The sequence below is a fragment of the Roseicitreum antarcticum genome (assembly GCF_014681765.1).
GTDB lineage: Bacteria > Pseudomonadota > Alphaproteobacteria > Rhodobacterales > Rhodobacteraceae > Roseicitreum > Roseicitreum antarcticum.
Genome location: NZ_CP061498.1, coordinates 3,152,486 through 3,171,034 on the forward strand (window position 1 = coordinate 3,152,486; position 18,549 = coordinate 3,171,034).

Here is an 18,549-nt window from a genome sequence, read left to right on the forward strand (position 1 = left end):
CGCCCCGGCTGGGGCGGGTCAGGCGCAGGGCGAAGGCTGCATGCTGATTTATTGCCCTTGTGGGCGCGTGGGACCTGTAAACTCCTCCTGAAATTGCTTTAGACTGCGGATATTCGCTTTTCAGAAGGTCCGCATGATGTCCCAGAACGCTCCCGCCATTGGCATCCATGAAATGATGCGCTTTGCCCCGCCGTCAGATGCGGCAGTGCCGCTGCACGCAGTCTTTGCCGAGGATCTGGCGGCGTGGCGCGCGACGCTGCCCGACACTGCGCAGCACTGGCTGACCGCCACGGGTTTTGCCGCCCAGGCGGGGCAGGTGGCGCTGGTTCCGGGCGCCGATGGCGCGTTGGCTATGGCCGTGGTGGGGATGGGCGGGCCGCAGGACCGCGCGCGGTTGCGCTTTGTTCTTGGCGGCGCCGTGGCGCGGCTGCCTGCCTTGACCTTCTCTCTTGCCACCGATCTGCCGCCTGACTTGCGCGAGGCTGAGGTTCTGGGCTGGCTGCTGGCTGCCTATCGCTTCACCCGTTTCCGCCCCGTCACACCGCAAGAAATCGCACGCCTCGTTGCGCCTGAAGGCATCGACGCGCCCCGGTTGGAGGTGATGGCCCGGGCCGAGGCGCTGATCCGCGACCTTATCAACACCCCCGCCTCGCATCTGGGCCCGGAAGAGCTGGAGGGCGCGGCCCTCGCCGTCGCTGAACCCTTCGGCGCGCAGTTGCGCGTGATCAGGGGCGAAGATCTGTTGACGCAGAACTTCCCGCTGATCCATGCGGTGGGCCGCGCCGCCACCCGTGCGCCACGCCTGCTGGACATGACATGGGGTGCGACAGGTCCGCAGATCACGCTGGTCGGCAAGGGGGTATGTTTCGACACTGGCGGGCTGAACCTGAAGCCCGGCGCCTCGATGGGGCTGATGAAGAAGGACATGGGCGGCGCGGCGCATGTGCTGGGGCTGGCGCAGATGATCATGGCGCTGAACTGGCCGGTGCGGCTGCGCGTGCTGATCCCGGCGGTCGAGAATGCCGTTGCGGGCAATGCCATGCGCCCCGGTGATATTCTGATTGCGCGCAATGGCTTAAGCGTCGAGGTCAACAATACCGATGCCGAAGGGCGGCTGGTGCTGGCCGATGCGCTGAGCCTTGCCGACGAAGCCGCGCCCGACCTGCTGGTCTGCATGGCCACGCTGACCGGCGCGGCGCGGGTGGCGCTGGGCGGCGATCTGGCGCCGTTCTTTACCGATGACGTGGGCCTTGCCGCTGCCTTGATGCAGGCGGGCGGGCAGATGCACGATCCCGTGTGGCAGATGCCGTTCCATGCCCCCTACGAGGCGCTGATCGAACCCGGCATCGCGGATCTGGATAATGCGCCTGCGGGCGGCATGGGCGGGGCGATCACGGCGGCGCTGTTCCTGCGCCGGTTTGTCGCGCAGACCCCGCGCTTCGTGCATTTCGATGTCTATGGCTGGCAAGCCAGCGCCGCTGCCGCGCGGCCAAAGGGCGGGCTGGGGCAGGGGGTGCGTGCCCTTCTTGCCGCGATCCCTGACGTGCTGGACGCGGACAAACAGGGGTGAGCGATCCGCGACTGACCCCCGCCAATGCCCACGTGGTGCATGACAGTCTGCGCGATCGGTTTCCCGAATTGCGCGCGGTCAGTGGCGTATGGGCGCGCGTCTTGGTGCCGGTGGCCGACCTTTGTGCCAGCCCCGGGGGGGGGCGCGCGCGCCAGATGCTGGCAGGCGCGCGGTTCCTGACGCTGGACCGGCAGGGCAACCACGTCTTTGGGCAGGCTGCCTATGACGGCTATGTCGGTTGGCTGGGCAGCGATGCACTGTGTCCGGACCATGGCGTGACGCACCGGATCAGTGCGTTGGCCAGCCACATCTATCCCAGCGCCGATATGAAGACCGGCCCCATCGGCTGGTTGCCGCATGGTGCTTTTGTCGGGGCGGCTTTGAACGGGGGGGCGGGGGATGCCGAAACCTCGGATGTCAGCGCCTCAGTCGACAGCAGTCGACAGGGCGGCGGCCACGCCAGCGCCAGGCATTTTCTGGCCTTGCACGGCGGAGGCTATGTCCCCGCGCAGCATCTGGCACCGTTGACAGCCGCCGCGCCGGATCTGGTGGATGAGGCGATGCGCTTCCTTGGTGTGCCCTACCTATGGGGGGGCAACAGCCCGATGGGGATTGATTGCTCCGGCCTCGTACAGGCGGCCTTCCGGGCCTGCGGGGCGGCGTGTCCTGGCGACAGTGACCTGCAGCGTGCGACCCTCGGCACGGTGCTGGACACGGGCGGGACACCGCAGCGCGGCGACCTGATCTTTTGGGATGGGCATGTGGGCTTTTGTGCCGGGCCAGACCAATTGCTGCACGCCAATGCCCATCATATGGCGGTGACACTGGAAAACCTGTCTGCTGCTTGCGAGCGCATCGCGGCGGCCGGTGTCGGCCCGGTCCGGGCGATCCGGCGGCTGCCGATCTGAGATCAGGCGTGTCGCGGTGCGCTGCTGGAAGCATGGTGAAAGCCGCTTGGCTGAATTCCGACACGGCACCTTGGCACGCGCTGCCAGAGCGCTGGGGCGCAGTTTGGCGTGCTGGTGGTTTGCCCAGACGGGGCCTTTCGCCCAGGGTAAGGCCCCGTCAGTCGCTTGTTGACACACTGCGGATCAGCTTACGCTCCAGCACGCGCAACACGGTTTGCAGATCATGTCCGCGCCGCAAGATCTGGCCGCCCGGCGCGATCACGGCGAACATGCCTTGTTTCGCCCGCAAGCGGGGGTGTTTCTCAATCCGGTACAGCGGGTGTTCCGCCGTGCGGCGAAACACCGAAAACACCGCCCGGTCGCGCAGGCAGGAGATGCCGTAGTCCCGCCATTCGCCCGCGGCGACCATCTGGCCATAAAGCCGAAGGATCGCACCAAGCTCCCGGCGGTCAAAACTGACCTGTTCATCCTCACTTGACCCACGATCGGGCACAGATTGCATGTTCATAACCCGTAGCATGTCGCGCCTGCGCGCCGAAATCAAGATTTCTGCGCAGGCTTGCGTCGTGGCGTATTCAAAACTGCCCCTTTAAGTGACATTAAAGTGAAGCAGGTCCTAACGCGCTAACCAACGGGCGGGCGGATCGTGTAGTATGGGTTTCCGTGTATGAGTCGCGGTGTTGCGGGTAGGGGTTTCTTGATGGCGATGTCTCAAGCAGATGTGGTTTTGCACGCGGGTGCGACCAGGTGGCCGTTTGCCGGGCGCGGTCTGGTGCGCAGAGGCTTTTGCGCCATGCTGGCGGCGCTGTTGGTGGCAAGCGTGGCGGCGGTACCGGTGCGCGCCCAGCAGGCCAGCAACCCGGTGGTGGCGGAACGCATGCGTCTGATGTCAGATATCGGCGCCGCCTCGAAGATCATGGGCGATATGGTCAGCGGGCGTTCCGCGTTCGATGCCGCACGCGCCGCGCAGGCGGCTTCGACGCTGGCGCAGCTGTCGTCCCGGGTGCCCGATGCCTTCACCGCGAATGAGACCGACCCGGCGAGCGAGGCTTTGCCTTCGATCTGGGCGAACTGGTCCACCTTCACGGCCCGCGCTGATGCGATGCGCACGGCGGCCCAGAATATTGACACATCGTCGGAGGGCGGGCTGCGTGCCGGGCTGGCAGAGCTGGGCGGCGCCTGCCGCGCCTGCCACACCACGTTCCGGGAATAGAAGCAGCGGCGGCACGCGCAGCACTTGGCGCGTGCGGTTCTTTATGCCAGAGGGGGCGCCAAGGGACTGACCTGTCCCGGCTGACCTGTGGAACCAGACGATGACTGACATGACCCTGCGCCCTGTAGCCCCGGCTGATGACCCGGCCCTGTGGGACATGCTGCGCCCGGTTTTTCGCGCGGGCGACACATATGCGGTGGACCCTGGTATCGCGCGTGATGCGGCATTGCGCTACTGGCGCGCGGGCAGCCACACTGCCTTTGTCGCCGAGGACGGGACGACCCCACTTGGCACCTACTACATCTGTCCCAACCAACAGGGATTTGGCGCGCATGTGTGCAATTGCGGCTTTGTCACCGCAGCACAGTCTGCCGGACGCGGCGTGGCGCGGGCGATGCTGAACCATGCGCTGGACACCGCGCGGGCCAGCGGCTACCGGGCGATGCAGTTCAACTTTGTCGTGGAAACCAATGCCCGCGCGGTTGCGCTTTGGACGCGGGCGGGGTTTGATACGGTCGGTCGCCTGCCAGGCGCATTCCACCATCCCGCGCATGGTTTCGTCGATGCGCTGGTGATGTATAAAACCCTGTGAAAGGAGGCCGCTATGGCCCGTGCCGGTATCCCGCTTCTCGCGGTTTTGATTGACGCCGACAATTCCTCGCCCAAATGGGCCGAGGCGATTTTCGATGAGATTGCCAGTCTGGGTGAGGCCTCGGTCCGCCGGATCTATGGCGATTTTTCCAGCCCGCATTCGCGCGGCTGGCAGGAGAAACTGCCGTTTCTGGCGCTGGTGCCCCACCATCAGCCCGCCAATACGGTGGGCAAGAATTCCAGCGATATTGCCCTTGTGATCGACGCGATGGACCTGCTGCATTCGGGCCGGTTCGACGGTTTCGTGCTGGTCTCCAGCGACAGCGACTTTACGCGCCTGGCGTCGCGCATCCGCGAACAAGGGCTGGATGTCTACGGCATCGGCCAGCAAAAAACCCCCGAGGCGTTCCGCAAGGCCTGCAAGCGTTTCATCTTCGTGGAAAACATCCTGGCGGAGGCAGAGCCCGAGAGCGACCCCGATCCCGTCACCCGCACCGCGCGGCCCACCAAGCTGCCGCCCGCCGACGCTGCCCCGCTGATCCGCGCCGCGATGAAGGCTGCGGGGGATGAGGATGATTGGGTCGGCCTGGGCCCCATCGGGCAATACATCACCACCGCGCATCCTGATTTCGACAGCCGCAACTACGGCTGCTCCAAACTCAGCGAACTTATCGCGCGCGCGGGCCCCTTCGAGGTGAAGAAGGGCATGGGCAACCACATGCTGGCCCGCGTGAAACCGTAAGCGCATCTGGACAGCCGGCCCCGCAATCCCTATTTGCAAGGGATCATGGTACAGAAATCAGACCCCAACTATAAAGTCATCGCCGAAAACCGCCGCGCGCGGTTTGATTACGCGATTGAAGATGACATCGAATGCGGCATCATCCTGGAGGGGTCCGAGGTGAAGTCCCTGCGTATGGGCGGTGCCAACATCGCCGAAAGCTATGCCAGCGTGGAAGAGGGAGAGTTGTGGCTGATAAACAGCTACGCCGCCCCCTACAAGCAAGCGAAGACCTTCGGCCATGACGAACGCCGCAAGCGCAAGCTGCTGGTCAGCCGCAAAGAACTGTCGAAGCTCTGGGCGGCGACGGCGAAGGACGGCATGACGCTGGTGCCGATCGTGATGTATTTCAACCATCGCGGGCTGGTGAAGCTGAAGATCGGCATTGCCAAGGGCAAGAAGCTGGCGGACAAACGCGCCACCGAGGCCAAACGCGACTGGGATCGCCAGAAGCGGCGCCTGATGAAGGAACTGGGCTGAGGCAGGCGCGGGTCCGGTGCATGGCTGCCCGCCGGTGGGCCGTCGCGAGAGCTGCGCGAAGCCTTTCCACAGATGGACGCACGCCTCCTTTCGCCTTGGGATCACGCCCACGATAACGTGACTTCTGCCACGGAGGCGCGTCGTCGCACAATACCCGGCCCGGCGCTACATTTTCCAAAATACCAAAAGGAAAGCCGCGTTCATGCCCACAATGCCCACCAACCTCAGCGATCTTGTGCTGATTGGCGGCGGGCATACCCATGCGCTGGTCCTGAACGCCTGGGCGGGCGACCCGCTGCCCGGCGTGCAGCTGACCCTCATCAACCCCGGCCCGGGCGCGCCCTATACCGGCATGCTGCCGGGCTATATCGCCGGACATTATGCGCGCGAGGATTTGCAGATCGACCTTTCGCGCCTGTGTGAACGGGCGGGCGCGCGATTGGTTCAGGGCCGTGCGCAAGGGATCGACCGCGCGGCGCGTATGATAGATGTGCCGGGGCATCCGCCCCTGCGCTATGACGTGGCGGCGTTGGATATTGGTATCACATCAGACATTCCCAGCCTGCCGGGCTATGCCGATCACGCGCAATCCGCCAAGCCGCTTGGCAGCTATGCCGCAGCGTGGGCAGGGTATCTGGACCGTTTGCGCGCGGGCACTGCCGATCCGCGCATCGCCATCATCGGTGGCGGTGTGGCGGGGGTGGAACTGGCCATGGCAATGGCCTTCCGGTTGCGCGACCATGCGGGCGCGGAGGTGACGGTGCTGGAGGCCGCGCCGAATGCGCTGCCCGCCGTGGGGCGTGGCGCGCGGGCGCGGCTGTTGCGGCACATGGCGGGCTTTGGCATCGCGGTGCGCACCAACGTGCGTGTGGTCGCGGTCGATGCGGACGGGGTGCAGCTGGCCGATGGCGGCCGGGTAGCGGCAAGTCTGGTGCTGGGCGCGGCTGGATCGCGTCCGCAAGACTGGCTGCGCGATACCGGGCTGGCGCTGAGCGACGGCTATGTTGACGTCACGCCGTCCCTGCAATCCGTGTCAGACCCCCGGATCTTTGCAGTCGGAGATTGTGCCCACATGGTCCATGCGCCCCGGCCAAAGGCGGGCGTTTATGCCGTGCGCCAGGCGCCGCTCTTGCGGCAAAACCTGCGTGCCGCGCTGGGGGCGGGGGCGTTCCGCGCCTACCACCCACAGCGCGATTACCTGAAGCTGATCTCATTGGGCGACCGCAGCGCGCTGGCCGACAAATGGGGCCTGCCGCTGGAAGGGCGCTGGCTGTGGTGGTTGAAGGACCGGATCGACGCGCGGTTCATGGGGCAGTTCCGCTGAAGGTTGCGTAACCGCGCGTCTTGCCGTCCGGGGCGGGGGGCTGTCCGCCGTCAGTCCTGCGCGCGCAGAACTTGCGCTGGCCGGGCGGCCAACGGGCGCAGGGCAAAGCCCAGCCCGGCAATCAATGTGGCCACCACGCCGCCGACCACAATTGCTATCGCCGACACAGGCTCAAACCGATAGGTCGTTTCCATCACGAAGGTGATGACCGCCCAGGACCCCAGCGCGCCCGCAGCAATAGCGACACCGCCCGCCGCCGCCCCCATCAGCGCCGAGCGCAGGGCGAAGCTGGCCAGGATGCTGGCCCGTGTGGCACCGATGGTTTTCATGACTGCCGCCTCGAACACGCGGGCACGCTCACCCGCTGCCGCTGCCCCTATCAGCACCATGAAGCCGGTCAGCAGCGTCGCCCCTGCGGCGTAGGAAGTCGCCGCGGCGATCGCTGTCAAAGCCTCGGCCACGCGGGCGGCGGCTTCGGCCACCCGGATCGCCGTGATGTTGGGATAGGCGGTGGCCAGATCGCGCAAGATCGCACCTTCGGCCTCGGCCTCGGCATAGACTGTTGCGATATGGGTGTGGGGGGCGGCGCTCAGGGCGTCCGGCGTCATGGTCATCACAAAGCCGATGCCACCGGTCGAAAAATCAACCTCGCGGAAATTGGCGATTTCGGCGGTGATGTCGCGGCCCAGCACGTTAACGGTGATCGCATCGCCAATGCTGAGGCCCAGTTCGGCACCCTCTTCGGCGCCAAAGCTCAGCAAGGGCGGGCCGTCATAATCTTCGGGCCACCAGGTGCCTTCGGTCAGTGTGACGCCTTCGGCCTGCGTGGCGGCATAGGTCAGCCCCCGGTCGCCGCGCAGCACCCAATGGTCCAGTCCCATCTCACGCGGGTTCTGGCCGTTGATCGCCGTGACCACGCCGCGCAGCATCGGCGCGGTTTCCACGTCCGAGACCATCGGATCATTCTCCACGCGGTCCATGAACCCTTCAAGCTGGCTGGATTGGATGTCCACGAAGAAATAGGACGGCGCACGGTCAGGCAGGTCGCTGGCGATGGCGTTGCGCAGGTTGGCGTCGATCTGGCCCACGGCTGCCAGCACGGTCAGGCCGAGGCCCAGCGACAAGATCACCGCCATTGCGCCTTCGCGCGGCCCACCGACGGCGCCCAACGCAAGGCGCAGCGCAGTATGCCCCCGCACCCATGTCGCCCGTGACCCGCGCCGCGCTGCAAAGCGGATGATGACGGCGGCCACCGACAGCACTGCCAGCGCACCCAGGATGCCCACCGCACTGGCCAGCGCCAGCTGCGGCACGCCGGACCAGAACGCAGCCGCCCCCACCAATGCGACCAACGCCAGCGCCATCAGCGCCAGATAGGGCAGGCGGGGCAGGCCCGCGCCCTCATTGCCCATGCCGCGGAAAATCGCGGCGGCGCGCACCTGTTCGGTACGGGCCAGCGGCCAGAGGGTGAACAGAAGCGCCGTCAGGACGCCGTAGAACGCGGCCTCCAGCAGCGGTGCCGGGTGCAGTGTGAATGCCACGGGCAGCGGCAGGTTCGCCTCGATCAGCGGGGCGACGGCGAGGGGTAGTGCGGCACCCAAAGCCATGCCCAGCACCACGCCGACAGCGGTCAGAAGGCCGATCTGGATGAAATACACCGCAAAGATCGTGCCCGACGTCGCGCCCAGCGTCTTCAGCGTGGCGATAGTGTTGGTCTTGCCGTCAAGATAGGCACGCACGGCAGCCGACACGCCGACCCCGCCGACCGCCAGCCCCGCGAGGCCAACCAGCACAAGGAACGAGCCGATACGTTCCACGAAGCGCGACACGCCTGGCGCGCCGTTGCGGCTGTCGCGCCAGCGCACCCCATTGCCGTCCAGTGCCGCCAGCGCTTCGGCCCGCGCGGCATCAAGGTCGATGCCCGGCGGCAGCATCAGGCGGTAGTTGCTCTCATAGAGCGTGCCGGGGCCGAGCAGTTCGGAATTGGCCAATGCCTCGGTCCGCACCAAGGTGCGCGGGCCAAAGCCGAAGCTTGCCCCTGCGCCGTCTGGTTCGCGCATCAACACGGCAGACAGCACAAAGTCCTGCACGCCAAGCCGGAAGGTGTCACCGACGCTCAGGCCCAGCCGGTCCGCCAGCAGCGGGGCCATTACCGCGCCGGGCAAGTCCCCTGTCCCCTCAAGCGCGTCGGCAAGCGGAATATCGGGTTCCAGCAGCGCCGTGCCGATCAGCGGATAGGCAGTATCGACGCCTTTGACCTGAGTGACCGAGCGCTCGGCGGTATCACCAGACCCGCTGACCGCCATGGACCGGAAATCGACGATTTCCGACACGGCAAGGGCGTTGGCATCCATCCATGCGCGTTCGTCCGGGTCGGCGAAGCGGTAGGTCAGGCGCAGCTCGGCATCGCCGCCCAGCAGGGCCGCGCCCTCCCGCTCCAGCCCGGATTCGATGGCTGCGCGCACGGTGCCAACGGCGGCAATCGCGCCCACGCCCAGCGTCAGGCAGGCCAGAAAGATCCAGAACCCCTTCAGCCCGCCGCGCAGTTCGCGGCGGGCAATGCGGGCGGCGACCATCAGGTTCATTCGGCTGCCCTTTCAGCTTTGGGTCCGCCAGACGGGGTCCGCGCTGCTGTATTGCGGTCTTCGCCCTCGATCAGCCCATCGGCCAGCCGGATAACCCGGTCGCAACGCGCCGCCAGTTCCGGCGAATGGGTCACCATGATCAACGTGGCACCATGCCGGTCACGCAGCCCAAACAGCAGGTCCATGATCGCCTGCCCGTTCACGCCGTCAAGGTTGCCGGTAGGTTCATCCGCCAGCAATAACGCGGGGCGGGGCGCGGCGGCGCGGGCCAGCGCCACGCGCTGTTGTTCGCCGCCCGACATCTGCGACGGGTAATGGTCCAGCCGCGCGCCAAGGCCTACGGCGCGCAATTCTTCTGCCGCGCGCTCGAACGCGTCCTTGCGCCCGGCCAGTTCCAGCGGTGTTGCGACATTTTCCAGCGCGGTCATCGTCGGAATAAGGTGGAAAGATTGGAACACCACCCCCATGTTAAGCCTGCGGAAGCGGGCAAGAGCGTCCTCATCCAGCGCGGTCAGATCGTGATCCAATGCGGTCACACTGCCGCCGGTGGCACGCTCCAGCCCGCCCATCAACATGAGGAGCGACGATTTGCCCGACCCCGAAGGACCGACCAGCCCAAGCGTTTCCCCCCGCGCGACATCCAGCGTGATCCCCCGCAGAATATCGACCGGCCCGGCATTGCCTTGCAAAGTCAGTCGGGCGTCAGTCAGGGCAAGAACGGTGTCAAGCATGGGGCGCTTCCTTCATACGGCTTTCAGCCTTGGATATGGGGCAATCGCGCCGTTTCGCAAGCGCAGCATCGGCGTGGCTGCCGCATTAACGGCGCTGGCGCTCGTTTCCGTCGCAAATCCGGCAGCGGCGGCGGATCCGGTACGCGTTGTGGCGTTGGGCGACAGCTTGACGCAGGGCTATGGCCTGCCGCCCGAAGAGGGCTTCGTGCCGCAATTGCAGGGCTGGCTGGACGCCGAGGGGCATGACGCGATCGTGATCAATGCGGGCGTCAGCGGCGACACCACGGCGGGGGGGCTGAACCGCCTTGACTGGACGTTGGCCGACGCGCCGGATGCGATGATCGTGGCGCTGGGCGGCAACGACCTGTTGCGCGGGCTCGACCCTGCCGGTAGCCGCGCCAACCTTGACGCGATCTTGCAGCGCGTCACGGCGCAGGACATCCCGGTTTTGCTGGTCGGCATACCTGCCCCGGGCAACTATGGCCCCGATTTCAAGCGCGACTTCGAGGCGATGTACCCAGAGCTTGCTGCTGAATATGATGTGCGCCACTATCCTAACTTCCTGCAACCGATGACCGACAAGCAAGAAGCCGGGCAGTCCTTCACTGACCTGATGCAGAGCGACAATATCCACCCCAATGCCGCTGGTGTCGCCCTGATTGTCACAGCCATGGGGCCTGAGGTCGCAGCACTGATTGGGGAAGTGAAAGCGCAGGCGGCACCCGCGACGCAATAGCTGCAGTCCTGCCAAGCCCCCGGCTACCCCGCGCTGGGATCTGCCGATGGGGACAGGCCAGTATCGGCACCCGGCGCATTGACACCCTGCGGCGGGCCTGTATAAGCGCGCAGTCTGGCCCCTGAAGGGGTCCGGGCATATTGGTGTTGGTGGACCCCGCAAGGGGAACCCTGTCGCAGATAGGCCGCGCGTGTTGCGCGGTCTTGATGAGAGGACAACGCCCTTCGCCATAACAAACACATCCGGGCACCGGCCCGTGGTGGACACACAAACGAAGGAGATCAGCCGTGACGAAACGCACCGCTGCCAAACACAAACTTGACCGCCGCATGGGCGAAAACATCTGGGGTCGTCCGAAATCCCCGGTGAACCGCCGCGAATACGGCCCCGGCCAGCACGGCCAGCGCCGCAAGCAAAAATTGTCGGATTTCGGTACCCAGCTGCGCGCGAAGCAAAAGCTTAAAGGGTACTACGGTGATCTGACCGAGAAACAATTCCGCCGAATCTTTGCCGAGGCCGAGCGGGTCAAAGGCGACACGGGTGAAAACCTGATTGGTCTGCTGGAACGTCGCCTGGACGCCATCGTCTACCGCGCCAAATTCGTGCCGACCGTGTTTGCTGCGCGCCAGTTCGTGAACCATGGTCATGTCACCGTGAACGGTATCAAGGTCAACATCGGCTCGTACCGCTGCAAGGAAGGCGACGTGATCGCCGTGCGCGACCGCTCCAAGCAACTGGCGATCGTGCTGGAAGCTGTGGCCTTGGCCGAGCGTGACGTGCCCGATTACGTTGAAACCGACCATTCCAAAATGACCGCCACGTTTGTGCGCACCCCCACCTTGGGCGATGTTCCGTATCCGGTCCAGATGGAACCGAACCTGGTTGTGGAATACTACGCGAAGAACTGATCCCTTTTTCGGATCGCGAACAGACAAAACGCCCGGTGGCTTCACCGGGCGTTTTTTTGTTGCTGGGGTGCAGTTTGTCAGCAGCTGCGCGGAGGGGGTGGGTCGCAAAAGCCGCTCTTGCAAAAGGCCGCCCCGGCCCGCTCAGGGCCAAGTCTGCAGGTGTCGCAACAGCAGGCGCTCAGCCTGTCTTGACCTTCGCCTCGTATTCCGCGGCCTCGGCCAGCCACTCGGCGGCGTAGTCCACGCTCTGCCATTCCTTGAACCACGGCCCGCCACGGGTGTGGTGCACGGCTTGCGGATAGCCGGTTTCGGGCTTGGCGTAGTGGCCTTCCAGCCAGTTCCAGCCGGTGGGCAGCTCGCCGATTTCATCATCTTGCGCCCATTGCATCCGGTGCAGATAGGCGCCGCTTTCGCGGTTCACCACCTCGGGCGTCAATTGCCGGGTCGAGGGGTGGGCGCAGTTGAACAGCATGAAGGACGACCAGTTCTTGCGCGGATAGGCCGATTGCGGCACGCCATCCATCTTGGTTGTCTCTTTCGGGCGGTAGTCGTGGTGCACGCAGCGGACCGCGTATTTCGGGTCCATATACTCCTGCAACTCGGCCACATCGCCAAAGAACAGGAAGTCGCAATCCACGAAGACTGCCCAGCCGGTATAACCCGCCAGATGCGGCACGAGGAAGCGCGAATAGGTGAATTCGGTCGAGGCCAGCGGGTCCACCTCGCGCGTGTAAAGCCCCTGATCCACCAAGTCGGGCAGTTTGATCGCGATGACCTCCACCGGGATCGAGGCGTGCTTTTCCAGCGACTGCTTTGCGACCTGAAAGGCGATGTCTTCGCGCGAGTCCCAGCCGATATAGATGCGAAGCGTGTCCATTATATGTCCTTTTCAACTGCGCGTCGGTTGGGCGCGACAGTATGCAATGCCTGGCTGCGGCGCAAGGCGCAGGCCGCGGGCCTGCGCGCTATTTCGCCCGGTCCAGCAGGGCGTCCACGGCCCCAAGTGCTACGTCCAGCGGGCGCTGGTTGGCGGCGCGCGCGGCTTTGGCAGCCGCGAGGTAGGGCGCACGGAAGGCCGGGTCCTGGGCGGCCACAACCGCCCGGCCCAAGTCTGCCGCGTCGGTTACCATTAGCGTTGCACCTTTTTCGTGCAAGGCATCATAGCTGTCGGCGAAGTTGGTGGTCTGGGTGCCATGCACAACCAGCGTGTCCAGCGACAGCGCCTCAAACGGGTTCTTGCCGGTCATGTTCACCCCTTGCACAGGCAGCGACTGACCGATGTAGGACACTGGCGCCAACCGGTACCACAGGCCCATTTCCCCAATCGTATCGGCCAGATACACTTCGGTTTCGGGCGTGATCGGGGCGCCTTCGCTGCGCCGCGCAACATGGGTGAAGGCGGCGCGGGCGTATCCCTCGCTCTGATCGGCGGTTCGGGTCTGGCGTGGTGCGTGGATCAGCAGCAGCTCAGGGCAGAGGGCGCGCGCGACGCGATGCGCTTCCATCACGGCGGTTTCTTCTTCGATCCGGGTAGCGGCGGCTAGCCAGCAGGGGCGGCCCGCGATCTGTGCTGCCATGTCGGCGCGCGCATCGGGAAGGTCCGGCAGCGGGCTGGAGGCGCTTTTCAGCACGCCCATCACCCGCATGCGGTCGCGCGGCGCGCCCAGTTGGGCAAACAGATCTACCGATGCGGCGTCTTGCACATAGATCGCGTCGAATAGGCCCATAAGGTGGCCGTTGCTGGCCACGATTTTGCTGCGGCGGCGGAAACGGCGCGGCGTGACATGGGCATTCAGCAAGATCATCGGAATGCCGCGCTTGTGCACCGCGTCCAGCGTCAGCGGCCACATGTCGGCCTCTGCGATCACGGCGGCTTCGGGGCGCCAATGATCCAGAAAGGCACGCACGGCGGCAGGGTAATCGGCAGGGGCGTATTGGTGGATCACCCGATCGGGCAGCGCGCGTTTTTCCAGCGCCTGACCCGATGCCAAGGTCGAGGTTGTCAGCAGAATGTTCATTTCGGGGCGGCTATCTGACAGTCGCTGGATCAGGGTCAGCAGCGAAAGGCTTTCGCCGACGCTGACCGCGTGGAACCAGACCAGTCGGCCTGCGGGGCGGCGCACGGAGGGCTCGCCCAGTTTCTCGGCCAGGCGCGCGCCGTCTTCGCGGCCCTGACGCAGCCGCCGGCGCAGGGCCAGGCGCCACAGCGGGGCGGAGAGTGTGGCAAAGGCCATGTAGAGGGTCAGGGCGAGGGGGCGTTGCATCAGGTCACCTTGCTGTCAGACTTGACCACCGCCCACGTTTGGGCGGGCGTCGGGTGCGCTGCATCGCGGCTTTGGCGGCGCCCCGGGCGGAAGCGGGGCTGGCGGGGCGCAGGATGCCTTGCGCGCAAGGGCTTACCCCGCCGGGCCGCCGGGGACAAGGCCCGAGCGGCGCGGGTACCTCGCGGCAAAGCACCACCGGCGGCCGATTCTTGCATACCGCCCTATCGCCCTGTTCGGCCATACCTACCGCTCAACGGCAAGTCTCGCTGTTCATCTGCCCCGTCTGACACGCCCTTGCGACAAACACACCTCCCGTTGAAACGTGGGGCCCGCCTGGTTCCTCTGCATCAAGGGAAGTCCTTTGCGGTGCGATCTGCCCCGCCAGTAGCGTTCCGCCCGATAGCCTCGGCGGCCTTCGTCATGGGGCCCCCCTTCCTTCAGAGCGGGCGCGTGCCACCTTCCGGCTCTTGCGTATCCTCGCCTTCTGGCGCCCTTTCGCGCTTTGGCGTATGACAACCCAATGACCTGCCTTGCCTGACTGGAGTGTCTCATGCCGTCACCGCCTACCACCCCGCTGCCGACCACCCCGCATGCCGCTGAACCCTCCATGGCGCGGACCTATGGTGATACGGTGCTCAGGCTGGAGGCGCGCGCGCTTGATGCGCTGGCGGACAGCCTGTCTTCCAGCTTCGATGATGCCTGTGCGGTACTGATGGGCACGAAGGGCCGGGTGATCGTTTCAGGCATGGGCAAATCCGGCCATGTCGCGCGCAAGATCGCGGCGACGCTGGCTTCGACCGGCACGCCCGCGCATTTCGTGCACCCCGCCGAGGCCAGCCATGGCGATCTGGGCATGATTACGGTGGATGATGTGTGCCTGCTGCTGTCGAATTCGGGCGAAACGCGGGAGTTGCACGATCTGGTCGCCTATACCCGCCGCTTCGCGATCCCGCTCATCGGCATATCGAAGAACGCCGACAGCACGTTGCTGCGCCAGTCCGATGTGGCACTGGTGCTGCCTGACGCGCCAGAGGCCTGTGCCATCGGCATGGCGCCCACGACGTCGACCACGCTGTCTCTGGCATTGGGTGATGCGCTTGCAGTCGCCGTGATGCGGCTGCGCGGCTTCGGACGTGATGCCTTTCACACCTTCCACCCCGGAGGCAAGCTGGGCGCGCAGTTCCTGACAGTGGCCGAACTCATGCATACCGGCGACGGCTTGCCGCGCGTCACCGAAACCGCAGGCATGCCCGAGGTGCTTTTGCAGATGACCGGCAAGGGGTTCGGTGTGGCGCCGGTGACCGATGCGGGGCGGCTGACCGGCATCATTACCGATGGCGATCTGCGGCGCAATCTGGAGGGGCTCATGACCCGGCGCGCCTGCGACGTGGCGACCCGAACGCCGCGCAGCATCGCCCCCGGCGCGCTTGTCAGCGAGGCCGTGCGGCGGATGAACGAGGCGAAGGTGCATGCACTCTGCGTGGTTGATGAGGGCGATATGCTGGTGGGGTTGATCCGCTTGCATGATTGCCTGCGTGCGGGGGTGGTCTAGCGCAGCGTTGGGAAACAGCGCAACTGTGCCTGATCCGTCTGGGCCCGGTTGTCGTTCATGGTTGTACCGGGTGCAATTCCCTTTACGGGCGGCATTTAAATCGGCGTTTTCAATACTCTCTTTGCGCCGCGCCTAGGGGAACGGTGCCCGATAGCCTGAGGTGCTGGCACCTTGGTGGAACCTTAGAACAGACCGAAGCCGCCGTCATCCTCGCCAATATCGCCCAGCCCGCCACCCGCGCTGGTGTCCTCTGCCCCCTCCAGCCCCAGATCGTCCGCGACGACGGCAAAGGCCTCGGACATTTCATCCGTGATGTCCCACCCGGCCAACAGATTGCCCAGATAGGCCCCGCCGAATGCGGCCATGCCCAGACCGAAAAGCCCGGTCCCCGCCGAAGGCGGTACGCGGGCGGGGTCCTTGCCCGTGGCTTCCAGCAGGTGCAGCCGGTTGATCAGGTCGGGATTGCCCGAGCTGAGGATCTTATCACGCGCGGCCTTGGCGCGGTCGGATGTGTCGGACATGGCGATCCCTCCGATCGTTGGGTGCCTACATCATACCAGAACGGGGCCTGCACTGAAACGGACAAACCGGCGCACCCGACCCGCATACCAGACGCGCGCCCCTTGAACCGGATGACGCGAAGCAGGTTGAAGCGCGCGCCCAGTGCAGGCTTTTCATGAGCGCGTCCAAAACGCCGCCGTGCTGTTGAAAGCTGGGGGCTTTGGCCGAAACCGGGGCTGCGCCGATGGCATATGGTCGGATGAACGGCCTTGCCCGGAAGGTCCGGCGAAGGCGATCCCTGCATCACATTCTGGCGCAACGACGGCCACAACAAACCGGCCCGCCCCAAAGGGCGCATGCCGAAGCGCGCCACGCCTTGTCGGCGCGGCGCCCGGATGACTCAGGCGCGGGTGCCGGAAAAGCGGGCTGCCCAGTCTTCGCGCGCCGCATCGGTGATCTTGGCGAACATCACTTCCGGAACGGTGAAGGCATGGCCTGCGGGCAAGGTGGCCAGCGCGGCGTCGATGTCGCCCGGCCATCTCCAGTCGGCGCAATCCATGGCTGTCATCATGTTCTGCGCCGCCGTGGGGATGAAGGGCTGCGACAGCACCGCGTAAAGCCGGATCAGGTTCAGCGCCAGGCGGATCTGCATGGCGGCTTTTTCGGGGTCGGTCTTGAAGGTGGACCAAGGCGCTGCCTCTTGCAGGTATTCATTGCCCAAGACCCAGATCGCGCGCAGCTCTGCTGCTGATTTGCGGATTTCCATGGCGGACATATGCCCCTCATAGGCCCGGATGCGGGTGGTCAGGGCCTGGACCAAAGCGGGCTCTGCTTCTGACCAAGCCCCCCCCTCGGGCACAACCTCGCCGAATTTCGAGCGGCAGAACTTGGTAACCCGCGACACAAGGTTGCCCAGCACATCGGCCAGGTCCTTGTTGACCGAGGCTTGAAAATTCTCCCATGTGAACTCGCTGTCCGAGTTTTCGGGCGCGTGCGACAACAGCCACCACCGCCAGTAGTCGGCGGGCAGCACCTCCAGCGCCTGATCCATGAAGACGCCGCGCCCCAGCGAGGTCGAGAACTGACCGCCGTCATAATTCAGGTAGTTGAAGGATTTGATGTAATCCACCAGTTTCCACGGCTCGCCCGAACCCATCAACGTGGCGGGGAACGACAGGGTGTGGAACGGCACGTTGTCCTTGCCCATGAACTGCACATAGCGCACGTCATCTGCGCCCATGTCGGTGCGCCACCAGCGTTGCCACGCCTCCGCATCCCGGCCGTGCCCATCAGCCCATTCGGCGGTGGCGGCGATGTATTCGATGGGGGCGTCGAACCAGACGTAGAACACCTTGCCCTCCATCCCCGGCCAGGGATCGGTGCCGCGCTGCACCGGCACGCCCCAGTCCAGATCGCGCGTGATGCCCCGGTCGCGCAGCCCGTCACCGTCATGCAGCCATTTCTTCGCGATGGAGGTGGTCAGGATTGGCCAGTCGGCCTGCGCGTTGATCCAGTCGTCCAGCCGGTCGCGCAGCACGGACTGACGCAAGAACAGGTGCTTCGTCTCGCGCACCTCCAGGTCGGTAGAACCTGAGATGGCCGAGCGCGGGTCGATAAGGTCCACCGGCGACAGTTGCTTGGTGCATTCCTCGCACTGGTCGCCGCGCGCGCGGGTGTAGCCACAGTTGGGGCAGGTGCCCTCGATGTAGCGATCCGGCAGGAAGCGGCGATCGGCGTTGGAATAGACCTGACGTTCGGACACCTCCTCGATCAGCCCGGCATCGGCCAGACGGCCCGCGAAATGCTGGGTCAGTTGACGGTTCTGCGGGCTGGATGACCGGCCGAAATGGTCGAAAGACAGCCCGTATCCCCGCGCCAGTTCTGCCTGGACCTCGTGCATCTCGGTGCAGTATTCGGCCACGGGTTTCCCCGCCTTGGCCGCAGCCAGTTCAGCCGGGGTCCCGTGTTCATCCGTGGCGCAGATGAACATCACCTCATCTCCCCGCGCGCGGCAGTAGCGTGCATAGAGGTCGGCAGGCAACTGGCTGCCCACCAGGTTCCCCAGATGCTTGATTCCGTTAATGTAGGGCAGTGCCGAAGTTATGAGGATGCGCGCCATGGTGCCGGGGTCCTTTTGTCCGCGTTTGGCCCCGTCTAAAGCAATTTCTGATGGAGTTGAACGACTTTTTCCGCTTGTCGCGGTGCCGCTGCCATGCACGTGTATGGGGGTGCAACCTGCGGAAACTTCAGCGAAATCATTGCAGGTTGCTGCGTGGGGCTCTCGGGGCGGGCAGGGGCTTTGCGGGCCGGGCTGTGCGACCTGCACCCTCTGGCGGGTGCCGATCACGATTGACGCCACCGGCGTTCCGCGTCACGATCCCATTCCGTTGTGTGGCGGGGCATAC

At 65.4% G+C, this 18,549-nt stretch carries 17 protein-coding genes; 10 read left to right on the top strand and 7 right to left on the bottom strand.

The genetic code is table 11. The features are described 5' to 3' along the window. Nucleotides 1–133 precede the first annotated feature (133 nt). Nucleotides 134–1,570, top strand: coding sequence for a leucyl aminopeptidase family protein (locus H9529_RS15005; RefSeq protein WP_223814201.1), 1,437 nt, complete (start codon nucleotides 134–136; stop codon nucleotides 1,568–1,570). Next, on the top strand, nucleotides 1,567–2,478 hold the full coding sequence (locus H9529_RS15010; protein ID WP_092886526.1) for a C40 family peptidase: 912 nt from the start codon (nucleotides 1,567–1,569) through the stop codon (nucleotides 2,476–2,478). The genes H9529_RS15005 and H9529_RS15010 overlap by 4 nt, the downstream gene beginning before the upstream one ends. Nucleotides 2,479–2,635: 157 nt before the next feature. Here the strand turns inward: H9529_RS15010 and H9529_RS15015 are convergent, their stop codons facing one another. Further along, nucleotides 2,636–2,986 (bottom strand): DUF2794 domain-containing protein, encoded by a 351-nt coding sequence (locus tag H9529_RS15015; protein WP_092886528.1) that lies wholly within the window; start codon nucleotides 2,984–2,986, stop codon nucleotides 2,636–2,638. A gap of 192 nt (nucleotides 2,987–3,178) precedes the next feature. On the opposite strand from H9529_RS15015, the gene H9529_RS15020 reads away from it, so the two are divergent. The 5 genes from H9529_RS15020 to H9529_RS15040 all read left to right on the top strand — a co-directional run bounded on the left by H9529_RS15020 (nucleotide 3,179) and on the right by H9529_RS15040 (nucleotide 6,867). Further along, nucleotides 3,179–3,691, top strand: a complete 513-nt coding sequence (locus tag H9529_RS15020) for a c-type cytochrome (RefSeq protein WP_176846925.1) — start codon at nucleotides 3,179–3,181, stop codon at nucleotides 3,689–3,691. Nucleotides 3,692–3,791: 100 nt separating this feature from the next. Continuing rightward, the gene (locus H9529_RS15025; protein WP_092886532.1) at nucleotides 3,792–4,283 is read left to right on the top strand and encodes a GNAT family N-acetyltransferase; all 492 of its coding nucleotides are present in this window, start codon (nucleotides 3,792–3,794) and stop codon (nucleotides 4,281–4,283) included. 12 nt (nucleotides 4,284–4,295) lie between these two features. Continuing rightward, complete coding sequence (locus H9529_RS15030; RefSeq protein ID WP_092886534.1) at nucleotides 4,296–5,024, top strand: NYN domain-containing protein; 729 nt, start codon at nucleotides 4,296–4,298, stop codon at nucleotides 5,022–5,024. A gap of 45 nt (nucleotides 5,025–5,069) precedes the next feature. Then, nucleotides 5,070–5,543, top strand: a complete 474-nt coding sequence (gene smpB, locus H9529_RS15035; RefSeq protein WP_176846935.1) for an SsrA-binding protein SmpB — start codon at nucleotides 5,070–5,072, stop codon at nucleotides 5,541–5,543. Nucleotides 5,544–5,745: 202 nt separating this feature from the next. Then, nucleotides 5,746–6,867, top strand: a complete 1,122-nt coding sequence (locus H9529_RS15040) for an FAD-dependent oxidoreductase (RefSeq protein ID WP_223814202.1) — start codon at nucleotides 5,746–5,748, stop codon at nucleotides 6,865–6,867. Between the two features lie 50 nt (nucleotides 6,868–6,917). Here H9529_RS15040 and H9529_RS15045 read toward each other — a convergent pair whose 3' ends face one another. Next, nucleotides 6,918–9,452 carry an ABC transporter permease gene (locus H9529_RS15045; RefSeq protein ID WP_092886535.1) on the bottom strand — a complete coding sequence of 845 codons (2,535 nt, stop codon included), beginning with the start codon at nucleotides 9,450–9,452 and terminating at the stop codon, nucleotides 6,918–6,920. Next, nucleotides 9,449–10,183 (bottom strand): ABC transporter ATP-binding protein, encoded by a 735-nt coding sequence (locus H9529_RS15050; RefSeq protein ID WP_092886537.1) that lies wholly within the window; start codon nucleotides 10,181–10,183, stop codon nucleotides 9,449–9,451. The genes H9529_RS15045 and H9529_RS15050 overlap by 4 nt, the downstream gene beginning before the upstream one ends. Between H9529_RS15050 and H9529_RS15055 the strand changes: the two genes are divergently transcribed. Together H9529_RS15055 and rpsD are read left to right on the top strand one after the other, a co-directional pair. Continuing rightward, nucleotides 10,182–10,919 carry an arylesterase gene (locus H9529_RS15055; protein ID WP_092886539.1) on the top strand — a complete coding sequence of 246 codons (738 nt, stop codon included), beginning with the start codon at nucleotides 10,182–10,184 and terminating at the stop codon, nucleotides 10,917–10,919. The two genes, H9529_RS15050 and H9529_RS15055, sit on opposite strands and share 2 nt — an antisense overlap. Before the next feature lie 287 nt (nucleotides 10,920–11,206). Then, complete coding sequence (rpsD, locus tag H9529_RS15060) at nucleotides 11,207–11,827, top strand: 30S ribosomal protein S4 (protein ID WP_092886541.1); 621 nt, start codon at nucleotides 11,207–11,209, stop codon at nucleotides 11,825–11,827. Between the two features lie 178 nt (nucleotides 11,828–12,005). Here the strand turns inward: rpsD and H9529_RS15065 are convergent, their stop codons facing one another. Together H9529_RS15065 and H9529_RS15070 are read right to left on the bottom strand one after the other, a co-directional pair. After that, complete coding sequence (locus H9529_RS15065; RefSeq protein ID WP_176846937.1) at nucleotides 12,006–12,704, bottom strand: glycosyltransferase; 699 nt, start codon at nucleotides 12,702–12,704, stop codon at nucleotides 12,006–12,008. 88 nt (nucleotides 12,705–12,792) lie between these two features. Next, entirely contained in the window at nucleotides 12,793–14,091 is a 1,299-nt protein-coding gene (locus H9529_RS15070) for a 3-deoxy-D-manno-octulosonic acid transferase (protein ID WP_092886545.1), read from the bottom strand. Between the two features lie 607 nt (nucleotides 14,092–14,698). On the opposite strand from H9529_RS15070, the gene H9529_RS15075 reads away from it, so the two are divergent. Then, nucleotides 14,699–15,643, top strand: a complete 945-nt coding sequence (locus tag H9529_RS15075) for a KpsF/GutQ family sugar-phosphate isomerase (protein ID WP_092887094.1) — start codon at nucleotides 14,699–14,701, stop codon at nucleotides 15,641–15,643. A 182-nt stretch (nucleotides 15,644–15,825) separates the two neighbouring features. On the opposite strand, the gene H9529_RS15080 is transcribed toward H9529_RS15075, so the two are convergent. Both H9529_RS15080 and metG read right to left on the bottom strand, forming a co-directional pair. Beyond that, nucleotides 15,826–16,164, bottom strand: a complete 339-nt coding sequence (locus tag H9529_RS15080; protein WP_092886547.1) for a hypothetical protein — start codon at nucleotides 16,162–16,164, stop codon at nucleotides 15,826–15,828. Nucleotides 16,165–16,544: 380 nt separating this feature from the next. After that, on the bottom strand, nucleotides 16,545–18,263 hold the full coding sequence (gene metG, locus H9529_RS15085) for a methionine--tRNA ligase (protein WP_092886549.1): 1,719 nt from the start codon (nucleotides 18,261–18,263) through the stop codon (nucleotides 16,545–16,547). Between the last annotated feature and the right edge of the window lie 286 nt (nucleotides 18,264–18,549).

Excerpts from the sequence above, each read along its gene's own strand:
- H9529_RS15005 (WP_223814201.1), top strand. The coding sequence starts at position 134 with ATGATGTCCCAGAACGCTCCCGCCATTGGCATCCATGAAATGATGCGC.
- H9529_RS15015 (WP_092886528.1), bottom strand. The coding sequence starts at position 2,986 with ATGAACATGCAATCTGTGCCCGATCGTGGGTCAAGTGAGGATGAACAG.
- H9529_RS15020 (WP_176846925.1), top strand. The coding sequence starts at position 3,179 with ATGGCGATGTCTCAAGCAGATGTGGTTTTGCACGCGGGTGCGACCAGG.
- H9529_RS15025 (WP_092886532.1), top strand. The coding sequence starts at position 3,792 with ATGACTGACATGACCCTGCGCCCTGTAGCCCCGGCTGATGACCCGGCC.
- H9529_RS15030 (WP_092886534.1), top strand. The coding sequence starts at position 4,296 with ATGGCCCGTGCCGGTATCCCGCTTCTCGCGGTTTTGATTGACGCCGAC.
- smpB (WP_176846935.1), top strand. The coding sequence starts at position 5,070 with ATGGTACAGAAATCAGACCCCAACTATAAAGTCATCGCCGAAAACCGC.
- H9529_RS15040 (WP_223814202.1), top strand. The coding sequence starts at position 5,746 with ATGCCCACAATGCCCACCAACCTCAGCGATCTTGTGCTGATTGGCGGC.
- H9529_RS15045 (WP_092886535.1), bottom strand. The coding sequence starts at position 9,452 with ATGAACCTGATGGTCGCCGCCCGCATTGCCCGCCGCGAACTGCGCGGC.
- H9529_RS15055 (WP_092886539.1), top strand. The coding sequence starts at position 10,182 with ATGGGGCGCTTCCTTCATACGGCTTTCAGCCTTGGATATGGGGCAATC.
- H9529_RS15050 (WP_092886537.1), bottom strand. The coding sequence starts at position 10,183 with ATGCTTGACACCGTTCTTGCCCTGACTGACGCCCGACTGACTTTGCAA.
- H9529_RS15065 (WP_176846937.1), bottom strand. The coding sequence starts at position 12,704 with ATGGACACGCTTCGCATCTATATCGGCTGGGACTCGCGCGAAGACATC.
- H9529_RS15070 (WP_092886545.1), bottom strand. The coding sequence starts at position 14,091 with ATGCAACGCCCCCTCGCCCTGACCCTCTACATGGCCTTTGCCACACTC.
- H9529_RS15075 (WP_092887094.1), top strand. The coding sequence starts at position 14,699 with ATGGCGCGGACCTATGGTGATACGGTGCTCAGGCTGGAGGCGCGCGCG.
- H9529_RS15080 (WP_092886547.1), bottom strand. The coding sequence starts at position 16,164 with ATGTCCGACACATCCGACCGCGCCAAGGCCGCGCGTGATAAGATCCTC.
- metG (WP_092886549.1), bottom strand. The coding sequence starts at position 18,263 with ATGGCGCGCATCCTCATAACTTCGGCACTGCCCTACATTAACGGAATC.